This is a genomic window from Gilliamella sp. wkB7 (assembly GCF_001693435.1).
GTDB lineage: Bacteria > Pseudomonadota > Gammaproteobacteria > Enterobacterales > Orbaceae > Gilliamella > Gilliamella apicola_N.
In genome coordinates this window covers 1,115,776-1,132,754 of the sequence record NZ_CM004509.1, presented here as the reverse complement: position 1 = coordinate 1,132,754, position 16,979 = coordinate 1,115,776, and the positions used below count along the sequence as shown (strand labels likewise).

The following is a 16,979-nucleotide window of genomic DNA, read 5'->3' as shown; positions in this document are numbered from 1 at the left end:
GTGCATTTAATAAATAGTCTCTTTATTGGTTTACTGCTGTTTAATGTTTTTCGAAAACTTATATTCTACTCTTCTGGTATTAAAGTAAAAACTAATGTTGTGAAGAATTTATCTTGGGTAGCTAACTTGCTATTTTTAATTGGAAAACCAATTTCAACACCAATGACATTTAAACCTTGGTTAGGAACAATAATATCAACTTCTCCGTTATTATCGGTTTTTATAGTTTGATCTAAATTATTTACTACATCAATAATTACAGGAACATTTGCAAGAGGTTGACCGTCTTTATAAACAGTAATAGGTAATGTGTCCCCACGTTTTAATTTAGTTGGATCAATTTTAGGTACGATTTGTAATGGAATATCTTTAATGATTTTAGGGTTAGTAACAGATGATAAATAATTTACACTATATTTTATGGCATGAGTACCAGTAGTGGCGCCTTGGACTTGATTCATGGGTAAATTGACATATTTTCCATGTGCATTTTGCGTCCAGTATCCGTAATCAAAATCAATCGTTACCACTGATATTTTATCGGATGGCTCAACGGTCACATAATTACTGTGATCTTTTTTTATGATAGATGATGGCACCCAATCATTTGTGTAGGCATGAATTTGTTTTACCGTATCTGGGTTGTAACCGTTATCCAATGGGCCTTCACCTAAAATAATCTGTTTTTGATCAACACGATTGGCAATCCAGATACCATGAGCAGAGACCGCCTGAGTTATAAAGCAAGTAACAAATCCCGATAGAGTTAAAAAAAATATTTTATGCATACAAACCTCCTTTATTTTTAAATATAAATGATAATTATTCTCATTATCATTTTGATGTTTGGTAATGTCAAGCTGAGCATAGGTAATAGATAGGATAAATTTGATAAAAGCAATATAGAATCTAAAATGAAGCTAGATAAATAAATGTTCACTTACTGTTTATATTCAATCACCTAATGATAAATCTTAAGTTTGGTTATTTTTAACTATTACAAATTGTTATATAATCGGTAATATTTTGTCTTTAAAACTATATATTGCGTTTATTAAACTTTTTAAGGTACTTTTACATAAAACGATACGTTAATCTAAGGAAACCTCTATGATGGATTTTTCCCAATCAGTACCTGAACTGGTCTCTTGGGCAAAAAAGAATGATTTTTCAATTGCTTTACCTGTTGAAAGGTTAGCTTTTTTATTGGCTATTGCTGTATTAAATAGCGAGCGCTTTGATGGTGAAATGACGGAATCGGAATTAATTGATGCTTTTCGACATGTTTCACAGATTTTTGAGCAAAGCGAAGATACTATCACTGTAAGAGCTAATAATGCCATTAATGATTTAGTGCGTCAGCGTTTAATTACACGTTTTGCAAGTGAAATGACTGATGGTTATTCGATTTATCGTTTAACTCCTCTTGGAATAGGGATCTCTGATTATTATATTCGACAGCGTGAGTTTTCGTCACTCCGTTTATCCATTCAATTATCTATTGTGGCACAAGAATTGAAACGTGCTGCAGATGCAGCAGTCGAGGGAGGGGATGATTTACATTGGCATCGAAATGTCTTTGCCCCTTTAAAATATTCTGTTGCTGAAATTTTTGATAGTATTGATATAACACAACGAGTTATGGATGAGCAACAAGCTGAAGTTAAGCAAAATATATCTGCTTTATTAAGCCAAGATTGGCAAGCAGCAATTAGTAGTTGCGAAGGATTGTTAACAGAGACATCACAAACACTTCGTGAGTTGCAAGATACTTTAGCTGCAGCAGGCGATAAACTACAAGCCAGTTTGTTATTAATTCAAGATGCAACGCTTGATAATCCTGAACTTGATAAAATTAACAATGTAGTACTAGATTTACAAAGTAAATTAGATCGAATTATTGGTTGGGGGCAAAAAGCGATAGACCTTTGGATAGGTTATGATAGACATGTTCATAAATTTATTAGAACAGCGATTGATTTAGATAAAAACCGTGTATTTTCTCAACGGTTACGTAAATCAATTCAGAGTTATTTTGATTTACCATGGTCTCTTACGTTTGCAAATGCTGATCGTTTGCTCGATATGCGTGATGAAGAACTTGCATTACACGACGCAGAAGTTACTGGTGAATTACCTTCAGAACTTGAATTTGAAATGATTGAAGAGATTCAAGAACATATTATTAGACATATTGAACAAAATTTATTGATTTTTAAACAAGAAAATAAACCACTTGATATTGGTATTGCAATTTGTAGCTATTTAGCACAATTTCCACGCGAACAACATTTTGATATAGCAAGGTTATTTATCGATCAGGCTATTCGACTTGGTATTGCCGAAGATGATTTGCTCGGTATACCTAGCGAATGGAAACCTATTAACGATTATGGAGCTAAGGTACAAGCACATGTCATCAACAGATACTAACGATTTTGAAACACGACAAACAGCACATCATCTTGATGAAGTTATGGAACGCATAGCGGCAAGTTCACAAGCATCCATTGATAAATATATGCCAGTTAAATTGGCGCAAGCAATTGCAAATCCAATTTTTCCTGAGCTTGATAGTACTTTACGTTCTGGGCGTCATATTGGCATTGATGAGCTTGATCATCATGCCTTTTTAATGGACTTTCAACTAGAACTTGAACAATTTTACCAACGGTATAACGTTGAATTAATAAGAGCACCAGAAGGATTTTTTTATCTTCGACCTCGCTCAACAACGTTAATTCCTCGTTCAATATTATCTGAATTAGAAATGCTAGTTGGTAAAGTGCTTTGTTATCTTTATTTAAGCCCTGAACGATTAGCACATGAAGGGATCTTTACGTTGCAAGAGTTGTTTGAAGAACTAATTTCATTAGCTGATGAAAATAAATTGCTTAAATTAGTTAATCAGCGTTCTACTGGTTCTGATTTAGATCGTCAAAAATTATTTGATAAAGTTAAAACAGCTTTAAATCGATTACGTAGACTTGGCATGATTTACTTCATTGTTGGTAATGATAGTAGTCGTTTTCGCATTAATGAATCAATTTTTCGTTTTGGTGCTGAAGTCCGTAGTAGTGATGATGCGCAAGAAGCTCAATTGCGTTTAATCCGTGATGGCGAAGCAATCAAGATAGAGTCATCACTTATCTTAGATGATAATAATGAAGACCAAGATGTTAATGAGGAGATAGAATAATTATGATTGGACATGGTAAGTTTCACTCATTGACACTAATAAACTGGAATGGTTTTTTTGCTCGAACCTTTGATTTGGATAAATTAGTTACTACACTTTCTGGTGGAAATGGTGCAGGTAAATCAACCACAATGGCAGCTTTTGTTACTGCTTTAATTCCTGATTTAACTTTATTACATTTTAGAAACACAACCGAAGCAGGGGCAACATCTGGTTCACGAGATAAAGGTTTACACGGAAAATTAAAACCTGGTGTCTGCTATTCTATGCTTGATGTAATTAATTCTCGTAATCAACGTATAATTTGTGGAGTACGTTTACAGCAAGTAGCTGGTCGAGATAAGAAAGTCGATATTAAACCTTTTTTGATACAAGGTTTATCTGTTGGTATTACTCCAACAGAATTAGTCACTGAACGTTTAAACGATAAACAAGCACGAATCCTTTCATTACCTGAGTTAAAAGAAAAAATTGAAGGAATGGATGGTGTAATTTTTAAACAATTTAATTCAATTACTGACTATCATTCGGTGATGTTTGACTTTGGTATATTACCAAAGCGTCTGCGTACATCATCCGATCGTAGTAAATATTATCGCCTGATCGAAGCTTCTCTTTATGGTGGTATTTCAAGCGCTATTACCCGCTCACTACGTGATTATCTATTGCCCGAAAATAGCGGTGTACGTAAAGCTTTCCAAGATATGGAGGCCGCACTACGTGAAAATCGAATGACATTAGAAGCTATTAGAGTTACGCAATCTGATCGAGATTTGTTTAAACATCTTATTACCGAATCGACTAACTATGTAGCTGCTGACTACATGCGTCATGCTAATGAGCGTCGTATACATATTGAATCCATGCTAGGCTTACGCCGAGATATGTTTAAAACACAAGATCTGCTTTTAAGTAATCAATTCCGCCAAGTTGAAATGGCGAAAGAGTTGAAAGAATATCAAGAAGCACAAAGCGATTTGGAAACCGATTTACAAGCAGCTAATGATCATCTAAATCTTGTACAAACGGCGTTACGTCAACAAGAAAAGATTGATCGCTATCAAGCAGATTTAGATGATTTAAATGTAAAGCTTGAAGAACAAAATGAAGTAGTACTTGAAGCTAAGGAACAATATCAAGCTTATCGAGACCAATTTGAACATTCAGAACAAGAAGTTGATGAAATAAAAACACAACTGGCTGATTACCAGCAAGCGCTTGATGTTCAACAAACCCGAGCTATTCAATATCAACAAGCACTGCAAGCTCTTAAAAATGCGCAGTCTTTATGCCAATTACCTAAATTAGGTCTTAATAATATTGAAAATCACTTTGAAGAGTTTGATGAAAAACAAAAAGAGATAACAGAACAGGTATTAGAACTTGAGCAAAGACTCAGTGTTTCTGATGCTGCGATCAATCAATTTGATAGAGCTTATCAACTTGTTGTTAAATTAGTGGGTGATGTGGTTCGCAGTGATGCATTTATTGCTGCCAAAGAAGCATTAAGGATATGGCCGTCACAATGTTATCAAGCTGATCAAGCTGAACATTTACAATTACAACTAGATGAATTAGAACAACGTTTTTTTGAACAAAAAGAAGCTGAATCATTATTAACCCAATTTTGTAAACGTATTGGTCGTCAAGTTAATTACGATGATCTAGATGAGTTAAAACAAGAGTTTGAAGTACAATTAGACGAAAGTGCTGAGCTGGCTAATGAATCGAGCGAAAAACGTATTGAATTCAGACAAGAACTGGAACAAATACAAGCTAAGATTACCGAATATCGACAAAAAGCACCTATATGGTTAAAAGCGCAAGATGTCTTAATTTCTTTGCAAGAACAAACTGGTCAAACATTTACTAATAGCCAAGCGGTCACGCAACATATGCAATACTTGCTTGAACAGGAGCGAGTACTTGTTACTGAACGTGATCAAATCAATTTTAGACGTAATCAGCTAGATATTCAAATTGAACAACTTAATCAACCTAGTGGGGTTGATGATGGGCGATTATCGGCATTGGCAGAACGATTCAATGGTGTATTACTATCTGAAATTTATGAAGATGTTACTATTGATGATGCACCTTACTTTTCAGCGGTATATGGTCCATCAAGGCAAGCTATTGTGGTGCCTGATTTATCCTTAGTAAAAACACAACTTGAAACTCTTACTGCAAGTGAAGAAGATTACCCTGAAGATATCTATTTTATTGAGGGTGACCCATCATCATTTGATGATAGCGTATTTGACTGTGAAGAAATGGATAAAGCAGTATTGGTTAAAACGGGTGAGCGTCAGTGGCGTTTTTCTAGCTTTCCTAAAGTACCATTATTTGGCCGGGCTGCACGCGAGGTTCATCTTGAAAAATTATCAGTAGAACGAGACCAACTACATGAACGTTATGCAACTGTCTCATTTGACTTACAAAAGTTACAACGAATTGAGCAAAATGTTGGGCAATTTATTGGTCAATATTTAGCGGTAGCTTTTGATATCGATCCTGAAGCTGAAGCACAGAAATTAGCAACTAGGCGTACGGAAATTGAACGTCAATTATCATCTCAAGAAAGTATTGATAAACAAAATCAGCAACAAGTATTAAGTTTAAAAGAACAATTAACTACCGTTAATCGACTTGTTGCACAAATGCATTTATTGGTTGATGACGATCTCGCTGATCGAGTTGATGACTTGCGTGAACAAGTAGCAGAAGCACAAGAAGCAGTACAATATGTCAGTCGGAACCGTAATACAGTTTCAGATCTGGAGCCAATTGTCGCAGTTTTACAAAGCGATCCTGAACAAAATGAAGCTTTACGCGAACAATACAACACCGTAAAAGCGCAACAACAAACTATTCGCCAACAAATATTTGCGTTAACTGAAGTGATGCAGCGTCGATCTCACTTTAGTTATGAAGACTCGGCTGGTATGTTAGGTGAAAATACTGATTTAAATGAAAAATTGCGTTCTCGATTGGAAGTGGTTGAAGCACAAAGAACTGAATCCCGTCGTCAAATGCAGCAATATCAAGATAAATATAATCAGTATAATCAGACACTTGCCTCATTAAAAAGTGCTTTTGAAACTAAGCGAGATATGCTTAATGAACTACAGAATGAGATAGAACAAATTGGTGTAAAAGCCGATGCGATTACCGAAGAGCGTGCCAGAATACGACGTGATGAAATTCATCAAAAACTTAATAATAATCGTCAGCAATGTACCTCACTTGAAAAACAATTGATTGTTTGTGAAGGCGAAATGACACAAATGCAAAAACGTTTGACCCAAACATTGCGTGATTACAAGCAATTACGTGAACAAGTGGTACAAGCTAAAGCTGGGTGGTGTTTAGTATTAAGATTAGTCAGAGATAATAGTGTTGAACGTCGATTACATCGCCGGGAACTTGCTTATCTAAGTGCTGATGAGCTACGTTCTATGTCGGATAAGGCATTAGGTTCACTACGTTTGGCTGTGAATGATAATGAACATCTGCGTGATGTATTAAGGCTATCCGAAGATCCAAAACGGCCTGAACGTAAAATTCAATTTTATATTGCAGTTTATAAACATCTGCGAGAACGAATTCGTCAAGATATAGTGAAAACGGATGATCCAATTGAAGCTATTGAACAAATGGAAATCGAATTATCTCGCTTAACTGAAGAACTTACTTCGCGTGAGCAGCAATTAGCGATAAGTTCCAAAAGCGTGGCAAATATTATACGTAAAACTATTCAACGTGAACAAAATCGTATCCGCATGTTAAATCAAGGCTTACAAGCAGTGGCATTTGGTCAAGTTAATGGTGTACGTTTAAACGTAAATGTTCGTGAGGCCCATTCTTCATTATTAGCTGCTTTGTCTGATGAGCAAAGTGAACATCAAGATCTGTTTAGCAACAATAGAATCACTTTCTCTGAAGCTTTAGCTAAACTATATCAACGCTTAAATCCACATATAGATATGGGACAACGCACTGCGCAGAATATCGGTGAGGAGTTACTTGACTATCGAAACTATCTAGAGATGGATGTTGAAGTTAATCGTGGTGCTGATGGGTGGTTACGTGCCGAAAGTGGTGCGTTATCAACTGGTGAAGCGATTGGTACTGGTATGTCGATTCTCTTAATGGTAATTCAAAGCTGGGAAGAAGAATCTAAACGCCTGCGTAATAAAGATATTTCACCATGCCGATTATTATTTTTAGATGAAGCCGCTCGTCTTGATGCTAAATCAATTGCAACGCTTTTTGAGCTATGTGAACGATTAGAAATGCAGCTCATTATTGCAGCACCTGAAAATATCAGCCCAGAAAAAGGGACTACATACAAATTAGTTCGTAAAGTTATTAATAATCAAGAGCATGTTCATGTTGTTGGATTAAAAGGCTTTGCTTAATAATATTGCTGGTGATTGCCAGCAATATTTTATTTTTTTAAGAAATTTAGTCGTATATGATGTATGCTAAAGTAGAAAAATATTTTATCGTTTAATTTTGTATTTATGCAAAAAATAGTTCTATTTTTGTCAAAAAATATATTTTTTTTATTTAAAAAAGTTAAGCTTAAGTAAAAAAAATATCAATTTATTTAAAATATATTTTATTAATCAAAGCGTTATCTATTTAAAAGTGAAAATTAACTGTAATCATAATTGACTTGATTCAAATTTTATTTTCTGTTTAAATATTTATGAGTTTAGACGGTACCATGTATTTATGGTATTTTTTAGATTCTAACATTGAAAATAACTATTGTGGAAAAAGGAACACATTATGAAAGAATTAAATATAGTAGAAGTTGAACAAGTTTCTGGTGCTGGCTGGATCGCTGAGGCTGGTGCTGCTTTAGGTGCTGGTATTGGTGCTGTTGTTGATGCGGCTCATCATAACGTAAGCACTGCAGGACAAGATTCAGGTAGATTATTAGGTCAAGGTATCGGTCAAGTTGTTGAAGCTATTATCGGCTTACCTTTCCCAACACTTCGTCCTTAATTAATGTCTTAAACGGGAAGCAATGATTTGCTTCTCGTTTTATTGTTAAAAATCATATAGGAAATTGAAATATATACCTTAAGGTAAAATTTAGTATTTTTATTTTGAAATCATTAATAATTGTTAAATTAAAATATCAACTAACATGTTAAATGGTTTTATCTCTATATGGATTTTATTAGATATAAATTATCCATGAATATGAAAGTAAAAATGTTGTCATTATTGCCTTATTTATCATCAATTAATTTGAAAAGGGAAACATATATATGAAATTATTTTTCTTGTTTACCCTCATACTATCAAAAAAAATAACAACCTCCTTTTGCTTATCTAACATTAATTTTTTATCTATAAAAAGTTAATATTAAGTAAAAATAATCATTAATTTTAAAACATTTATGTTCAATTAAACATTCATTTTTTTCATGTGAAAATTATGCGTAATAATAATTGACTTGATCGATATTTTATTTTCTGTTTAAATGAACATGAATTTAATTGATACCATGTAATAATTGGTGTTTTTTAATTCAAATTTGCAAAAAATTATTATGGAAAAAAGGAACATATTATGAAAGAATTAAATTTAATTGAAGTTGAACAAGTTTCTGGTGCTGGTGCTATTATAGATGCAGCGGGTGCTTTAGGTGCTGGCATTGGTTCTGTAATTGATGCAATAAATCATGATTCAACTCAATCTTCTCAAAATGCTGGTCATATACTAGGCTCAAATATTGGTAAAATTATTGAAGATCATTTACGTACACATCATTTTCCAGTTTCTGTTCGTCCACTTAATTGATATTGTTTAATATAAGTTAAACGAGAAGCGGTTGTTCGCTTCTCGTTTTGTTTTAAAAAAGATCTAGAGATTTGAAATTAAACACTTAAAACTAAAAATTAGTATTTTTATTTTAAAATAATAAATGATCGATTAATTAAATAATTAGATAATAAATAAATTAAGAATTTATTTTATTTGATTGGTCATATATTATGAAATGGATCTGACACTTTAAGTAAATTATTATTTAGTAATAGACTTATAAGTATATTTTAAACCTAATTTCTTTATTAAAAATTAAAATTCACATAGTTGAATAATTTATTGAAATAATTAAATAATAAAAATAATTATAAACAGCTAAGTATAAGTACAAACAGGTAAAATATTTTATGGAAAATAATGGATTGTTTCGTCAAGAAGCTATTAATTACCAGAAAGCAAAATGGATGGGAAAAGCATTATTAATAAAAGGGTATTCTGCATGGTTTGTCTTTTTATTATCGATTGTTTTTATTATCGTTTTAGTACTTGCTGTCATATTCGGTACTTATACTAGACGAATTAATGTACCTGGTGAAATAACTACACAACCAAGAGCGATTAATTTATTTTCAACGCAGCAAGGTTTTATTATTAACTCTCATGTAAAAGTTGGTGATAAAGTTAAAAAAGGCGATCCAATTTATGAATTAGATGTTAGCCAAACTACACAGCTAGGTAATGTCACTCAAAAAACAATCGAATCAATTAATAATCAAATCAGAAATATATCTGAAATTATTGAAACTCTAAAAGAAAATAAACAAATCACATTAAAAGCATTGAAACAACAAATAGATGAATACAACACATTTCATCAAGATTCATTATTACTCGTCAAAAATGCAGAAAAAGGTATGAGTGAAATGTATGAAAGCATGCAAAACTATGCTGATTACCAAAAAAAGGGACTTATTAATAATGAACAATTCAATAATCAAAGATATTTATATTATCAACAACAAAATTCTTATCAATTTTTACAAAATCAAATAATACAAGAGAACTTAAGTATTATACAACTTAATAGTGAATTAGTTACAAAGATAGCTGATTTTGATAACAAAATATCTGAATACCAATTTCAGTTAAATGCTCTACAACGCCAATTAACAGAAGTAAATGCTAAAGGAACATTAATTATTAGTGCCCCTAGTGATGGACGTATTGAATCACTTAGTGTAACAGATGGTCAGATGGTAAAAACAGATGATAGTCTAGCACAACTTATTCCCGCTAATACTGATAGTTATTATTTAGTTCTTTGGGCACCTAATGAAAGTGTCCCTTATATTTCAGTTAATGATAAGATTAATATTCGTTATGAAGCTTATCCCTATCAAAAATTTGGGCAGTTTTCAGGTAAAATTATGTCAATATCTAAGGTACCTGCTTCTAGCCAAGAAATGTCAACGTATAGTAGTTCGCCACTATCTCAAAACAATGTTAACTATCAAGCTTATTACAAAGTAATGGTTTCGCTTGATAAACAACAAATGGCCAAATTTAATAATAAAATTAAATTAACAAATGGAATGAAAGCTGACATTACTCTGTTTTTAGAAAAAAGACCTATTTATCAATGGATGCTATCACCTTTTTATGATATTCAGAAAAGTATTACAGGACCAGTCAATGAATAGAAATCAGTTTCAGCATATACTTCAAAGTTTACATTTTGGTTGGAAAAGAAAAATACCACAAATTTTACAGACAGAAGCAGCTGAATGTGGTCTTGCATGTTTAACTATGATTTGCCGTTATTATGGGATGAACGTAGATTTATTTAGCCTAAGGAATCAAATTGGCGTGTCATCACATGGTATAACTCTTGCCACGTTAATTAATATGTCAGCTTCTGTACATTTAATAAGCCGTCCACTTTCCTTAGATTTAAATGAGATAAAACAGCTAAAAACTCCTTGTATTTTACATTGGGACCTCAATCATTTTGTTGTATTAGTTGCGGTAAAAAGAAGTAAATTTATTTTACATGACCCTGCATTTGGTCGACGTGAAGTAGGTCTTAATGAAATGTCAAAACATTTCAGTGGAATAGCGCTTGAGTTGTGGCCTGATAAAGAGTTCAAACCTCGCACAGAACGTAGTCAACTTAGTTTGATTAAAATGCTCTTTCAAATTGATGGTTTAAAAGGGTTTTTAGTTAAAATTTTATCACTATCTCTTATTATTGAATCCATTAATTTATTGCTACCTGTTGGAACTCAATTGGTCATGGACCATGTAATTATGGCAAAGGATCATAGTTTACTTGGATTAATCTGTGTAGGGTTACTGTTTTTTATATTATTTAGAACGTTTATTGCTATGTTACGTTCTTGGTCATCATTAATTATGGGATCTTTAGTCGATATTCAATGGAAAGCAGGTCTTTTTGGTCATTTAATGAAGTTACCATTAGCTTATTTTGAAAAAAGAAAACTTGGTGATATTCAGTCTCGTTTTTCATCCTTAGAAATAATTTGTAAAACACTAACTAATAATATAGTAAAAAGTATTATTAATATTTTGATGTCAATTGGTGTTTTTATCATGATGTTTTTGTATGGGGGCTGGTTGGTTTGGATTGTCTGTGGTTTTACTCTAATATATATAATATTACGTGTAGCAACCTACCAGCGTTATCGACAAGCATCAGAAGAAAAAATAGTGAAAGAGGCAAAAGCTAATTCCCATTTTATGGAAAGTTTATATGGTATTGATACCTTAAAATCACTAAAACTCACTGAGTCAAGGGCTCAATATTGGCTCAATATGAATATTGATACAACTAACGCAAATATTCGTCTTACTAAATTAGAAATGATATTTAGTGGTGTTAACACATTAATTATGATGATAGAGCAAACATCAATATTGTGGATTGGTGCTGCACTTGTTATGGATGATAAGATGACGCTAGGTATGTTTATCGCATTTACTGCTTATCGAGCTCAATTCTCAGAACAGGCTGCAAATTTGATAAATATGGTATTAGATTTGAAAATGCTAAATTTACATACTGAACGACTAACCGATATTGTGTTAACCGATACTGAAAATGATATTGAATCAAAATATTCATTTCCTAAAGATATTCCTGTTGAATTTGAATTGCGCGATATAGCTTATCAATACGATAATCTTTCTAAACCTATTTTTACTAATATAAACATGAAAATTCAAGCAGGTGAAAGTGTTGCAATTATTGGTCCGTCAGGTTCAGGTAAAACAACATTGATGAAAGTTATGAATGGATTGCTTACACCTACACATGGTGAAGTTCTTATAAATGGAATTGATATTTATAAATTTGGTGTCAATAATTATAGAGATATTATTGGTAGTGTATTACAAAATGATAAACTTTTTGCTGGTTCTATATCTGATAATATTTCAAGTTTCGATACTGAAAAAAATTATGAATGGCTTGTTGAATGTGCAAAATATTGCAATATTCATAACGAAATTATGAGTATGCCTATGGGATACGAAACGTTAGTGAGTGAGTTAGGAAATAGCTTATCTGGTGGGCAAAAACAACGGTTGCTAATTGCAAGAGCATTGTATCGTAAACCTTGTTTATTATTTCTTGACGAAGCAACAAGTCATCTAGATGAAGATAATGAATTTACAATTAATAAGGCGATATCTTCATTAAAAATAACGCGTATTATTATTGCTCATCGAAAATCAACAATAGAAAGTGCTGATCGTATTGTTGATATTGGTTCAGTAAACCGTTAAAAATTAGCAAGTAAAATAGACAAAAATAAATAATGAGAAGCAAAAATTTTCACCTATAAATAGGTAATAAAGTTTTTTGAAGTTAAAGAAGTAATTTGAGATGATAAAATACTTCAATTTATTAACAATAAGATGTGATTTATAATTTTGGCAGACAAAAGTTTTAAAGTTACTATAAACATTGTTACTATCATGTTTAACTAGCAAATTTTCTGCAATAGTAATATTTCTGATATTTTTCGCTTCTCATTTTCACTTCTCGATTTGCAGAAAGTTGTACATCAAAATTAAGAGCAAAAAGATTATTTAACTTAGTTTATTCTGAATACTGAAATTCAATAATAAAAAAATAGTTATTTAATTTTTTTGTTTTAATTCTGTTCAGAATACTAAGCCTACAGAATATGACAATTATCTAAATAAAAATATAAAGATATGGTAAGAACACAGTGGCTAATACCACAGGTATATAATGTCGTCATTGATTTCAGCTATAGAGAACTTGATATTATTGGGTTAAATGAGATTACTAAAAAATAATTCATATTATGTACGATAAAAAGTTTTGCCAACGATAGTCAGCAAAACTTTCTTTATCTGGTTTGTTAGAAAATAATAAGATATTAAATTATATGCATTTAAGACAGTGGCCATTAATGTTATCAATGAATATCCAATACCGCATGAAATGCTTCTTGTGGGATATCAACACCGCCAAACTTACGTTGCCTAATTTTATTTTCCTTAATATTTTTAGCTATCTTTTTCTTTTTCGATGCAGATCCTGAATAGCCACGTCCAGTTACACTTTTACGTAATGGTGGAATATCTTCCCTTGCAATGACTTTATTTTCAACTACCGATTGTACTGGCATTGGGTAAAGTTTGCGAGGTATAACATGTTTCATTTTCTGAACTATTTGTTTACCGCGTTCAAAGCTTTTATCTCGTGGTAAAATAAAGGAAAAGGCATCGACAATTTCATCATTCAGCCAAATATCCATTTTAACCAAATCAGTTACAATATAACTTCGGTCTCGATAATCTATTGATGCATATCCATGCGTAATTGATTTAAGTGAATCATAAAAATTATAAGCAATTTCTGAAATTGGCAGTTTAAATGTCAATTCGGCCATTTTATTATTCAGATAAATCATATCGACATAAATACCGCGTTTTTCCTGACAGAGTTCCATAATCTCGCCAATATTTTCCATAGGAATAATAATTGCTGCATCAATAAATGGTTCTTCAATATATTCGATCTTTTCAAAACTAGGCAGTAACATAGGGTTGTTAACGCTAATAATTTCACCATTTTTTAACGTTACACGATATTCAACGCTAGGAAATGTAGATAGAATTTCGATTCCATATTCTCTTTCAAGCCTTTCTTGAATAATTTCCATATGCAAAATACCTAGAAATCCACATCGAAATCCTGCTCCAAGTGCCATTGAATTTTCTTGTTTATAAATGAATGCTGAATCGTTAAGCGATAATTTTTCAACGGCATCTTTCAGTTTTTCTTGATCTTCATTTTTTATTGGAAATAGGCCAGCATAAACCATTGGTTTAACCTCTTTATAACCAGGCACTGCATTAGTATCAGGTTTATTGGGGTTAATTAATGTATCACCGACTTTTACATTTGACACAATTTTAATATTTGTAGAAATAAATCCTACTTCACCAGCCATAAGTTCTTCGACTGATTTCATGGCAGGTAAAAATACCCCTACTTGTAACGCTTCAAATTCAAGTTCGCTTTTGAGCATTTTAATTTTCATTCCAGTACGAATTGAACCATTAAAAATGCGAACATGTAGCACAACACCTCGGTAGACATCATAGTGAGAATCAAATATTAATGCCTGAAGTGGTTTATCTTTGTTGCCTTCAGGTGCAGGAATATTTTCAATGATGGATTCTAAAATTTTGTCAACTCCAATCCCAGTTTTAGCCGAAGCTAAAATAGCCTTGTCTAAATTTATACCTTCAAGTTCTTCAAGTTCCTTAATTACACTTTTAGTATCAGCATTTGGCATATCAATTTTATTAATAACAGGAATGATAGTTAAATGTTGTTCTTGAGCTAATTTCAAATTTGCAATAGTTTGTGCCTGTACGCCTTGGGTTGCATCAACAAGTAACAATGCACCTTCACAAGCCGCTAAACTACGTGAAACTTCATAATTGAAATCTGTATGGCCAGGAGTATCAATTAGATTTAATTCATATTCAATACCATCAGATGCTTTATAATACATACGAACAGTTTGAAGCTTAATAGTAATACCACGTTCTCTTTCAAGATCCATGTTATCTAATAATTGCTCTTTCATATCACGTTCAGAGACCGTATTTGTCATCTCAATTAATCTATCAGCTAAAGTCGATTTACCGTGATCGATATGGGCAATTATACAAAAATTTCTTATATTATTTGGGTTCATTTTAATTTCTCCCATACTTTTATTAAATATTGGCGTGAACTATAATGGTTAGAGTAACTCTAAGTCAAGTTTATCAAATTATTATGACTAATAGGCTATTTAATTGATTTTTATGAATACATGGGTATAAATATGGTAAATATAAATGACTGTATTGCATCAATAGCTCAAAATGGTGAACTAAACCAAACACCTAAATATACAGTGACTAAAGCAGCTAAAATGTTAGGCCTATCAGTGCATACACTAAGGTATTATGATTCATTGAAATTGTTTCCATTTCTACAACGCGATCAGAACGAAAAGCGACTTTTCTCTGATGCAGATTTGCAATGGGCAAAATTGATTGAATGCTTACGTAATGCGAATATGTCAATTAAAGAGGTACAACATTATGTTAAGTTATGCTTACAAGGTGATGAAACATTGGATGAACGTCTAACTATCATTAATCAACAAGAAAAGATTTTAATTGATACCATAACTGAACTAAATGAGCAATTAGCATTATTAAGGTTCAAGAAAAGTTATTACAAAAAGAGTAATAATCTTAAATAAAAAAATAAGTTATTTTTGATAAAATTTATAACTAAAAAGAGGCGAGATCTTTTATATTGCATTTTTAAGTATAACTGGTTAAAAATAAATAATTTTTAGTTATTTCAAAAGGTATAAGTTAATATAATTGATAAAATCTGCTTAGAACTCAGTCATTATCTCAATTATATTAACTTATTTATCTTATTCAAGAGTCATAAGGTAATTTTAGAAATTACTTAAGTCAGATTGCCAAAGAATATAAGGATCATAGTCGTCATCACCATTTGGTAAAGCCCCTGTTTTCGGAGGAAGCATAAAATCAGTAGTAACTAATTGATTGTTATAAATATAGTCTATTTTCCATTCTAATAAATCTTTTTTATTTTCTGGTTTATCAAAGTTAAAGGTAATTTTGGAAAGTGAATTATGATAAAGGAATTGTCGCCAACATTCATCAGAATCTTTAACACAAAATTCAACACTCAACGGTTGATATTTTTTACCATCTTTAAATAATACTGGTATTGCCTTTTGCTCTTGGTTATCGACAAAAAATGATAAAAAAACATTATCAGCCAACTGAGCTTTATACTCTGTGTATTGGTTATTATTTTGTGACTTAGGTTGTTTTTGAAAACTACTTTGGTTTTCATTAGCATAACTATGACTGCAAAATAAACTACTTAACAATAATATTGATATTAATTTTTTCATAATATATTCCATTGATGAGTTTAGTAATTATTTTGATGAAAAAAGAGAATAAAGATTAACAGAAAAACTATTAAATGAACTTTTATAGCATAGCCGAAAATAGAGGTGATATATACTTTTTTATATTTTTCTTTCGCTTTTTTAATAATAATTGATTTCTTATGATTTAAACAAAAAAATAAACCTTTATAAATAGTATCATCAATTTATATCTAAAAATAAGGGTAGGTCATATTTCAAAAATTTACTAATGGTGGTTTATATTCTAAAAATTAATTATTCTAAATAAAATAATTTTTAGATATTATGTTTTATTAGTGAGAATTGCTAAGTAAAAAATATAATATTATGTTTAATAACATGATTAATTTAGTATTATATATTTTTATTTGTTGACAAAATAACGTTTTGATTTGGATATTAATTAACGAGATGGTTATACTACCATAGTTACACGATTTTTAGTTATATTGCA

The 16,979-nt window shown here is 31.5% G+C and carries 11 protein-coding genes; 8 read left to right on the top strand and 3 right to left on the bottom strand.

Features of this window, described 5'->3' with window-relative positions; translation table 11 throughout:
- Positions 1-65: 65 nt before the first annotated feature.
- Positions 66-788 carry a DUF4198 domain-containing protein gene (locus tag A9G17_RS04890; RefSeq protein WP_065737748.1) on the bottom strand — a complete coding sequence of 241 codons (723 nt, stop codon included), beginning with the start codon at positions 786-788 and terminating at the stop codon, positions 66-68.
- 322 nt (positions 789-1,110) lie between these two features.
- Between A9G17_RS04890 and mukF the strand changes: the two genes are divergently transcribed.
- From mukF to A9G17_RS04855, 7 genes are all read left to right on the top strand, one after another.
- Positions 1,111-2,433, top strand: coding sequence for a chromosome partition protein MukF (gene mukF / locus A9G17_RS04885; protein WP_025316379.1), 1,323 nt, complete (start codon positions 1,111-1,113; stop codon positions 2,431-2,433).
- Positions 2,434-2,476: 43 nt separating this feature from the next.
- Positions 2,477-3,199 (top strand): chromosome partition protein MukE, encoded by a 723-nt coding sequence (gene mukE, locus A9G17_RS04880; RefSeq protein WP_081301788.1) that lies wholly within the window; start codon positions 2,477-2,479, stop codon positions 3,197-3,199.
- Positions 3,200-3,201: 2 nt separating this feature from the next.
- On the top strand, positions 3,202-7,620 hold the full coding sequence (gene mukB / locus A9G17_RS04875) for a chromosome partition protein MukB (RefSeq protein ID WP_065737747.1): 4,419 nt from the start codon (positions 3,202-3,204) through the stop codon (positions 7,618-7,620).
- Positions 7,621-7,996: 376 nt separating this feature from the next.
- Positions 7,997-8,215, top strand: coding sequence for a hypothetical protein (locus tag A9G17_RS04870; RefSeq protein ID WP_065737746.1), 219 nt, complete (start codon positions 7,997-7,999; stop codon positions 8,213-8,215).
- A gap of 574 nt (positions 8,216-8,789) precedes the next feature.
- Positions 8,790-9,020, top strand: coding sequence for a hypothetical protein (locus tag A9G17_RS04865; protein ID WP_065737745.1), 231 nt, complete (start codon positions 8,790-8,792; stop codon positions 9,018-9,020).
- A gap of 374 nt (positions 9,021-9,394) precedes the next feature.
- On the top strand, positions 9,395-10,687 hold the full coding sequence (locus A9G17_RS04860) for an HlyD family secretion protein (protein WP_065737744.1): 1,293 nt from the start codon (positions 9,395-9,397) through the stop codon (positions 10,685-10,687).
- Positions 10,680-12,791, top strand: a complete 2,112-nt coding sequence (locus A9G17_RS04855) for a peptidase domain-containing ABC transporter (protein WP_065737743.1) — start codon at positions 10,680-10,682, stop codon at positions 12,789-12,791. Before A9G17_RS04860 ends, A9G17_RS04855 begins: the two co-directional genes overlap by 8 nt.
- A gap of 662 nt (positions 12,792-13,453) precedes the next feature.
- Here the strand turns inward: A9G17_RS04855 and lepA are convergent.
- Entirely contained in the window at positions 13,454-15,250 is a 1,797-nt protein-coding gene (gene lepA, locus A9G17_RS04850) for a translation elongation factor 4 (RefSeq protein WP_256114231.1), read from the bottom strand.
- 132 nt (positions 15,251-15,382) lie between these two features.
- Between lepA and A9G17_RS04845 the strand changes: the two genes are divergently transcribed.
- On the top strand, positions 15,383-15,808 hold the full coding sequence (locus A9G17_RS04845; protein WP_172397822.1) for a MerR family transcriptional regulator: 426 nt from the start codon (positions 15,383-15,385) through the stop codon (positions 15,806-15,808).
- 207 nt (positions 15,809-16,015) lie between these two features.
- Here the strand turns inward: A9G17_RS04845 and A9G17_RS04840 are convergent, their stop codons facing one another.
- Positions 16,016-16,504 (bottom strand): hypothetical protein, encoded by a 489-nt coding sequence (locus A9G17_RS04840; protein WP_065737742.1) that lies wholly within the window; start codon positions 16,502-16,504, stop codon positions 16,016-16,018.
- Positions 16,505-16,979 lie beyond the last annotated feature (475 nt).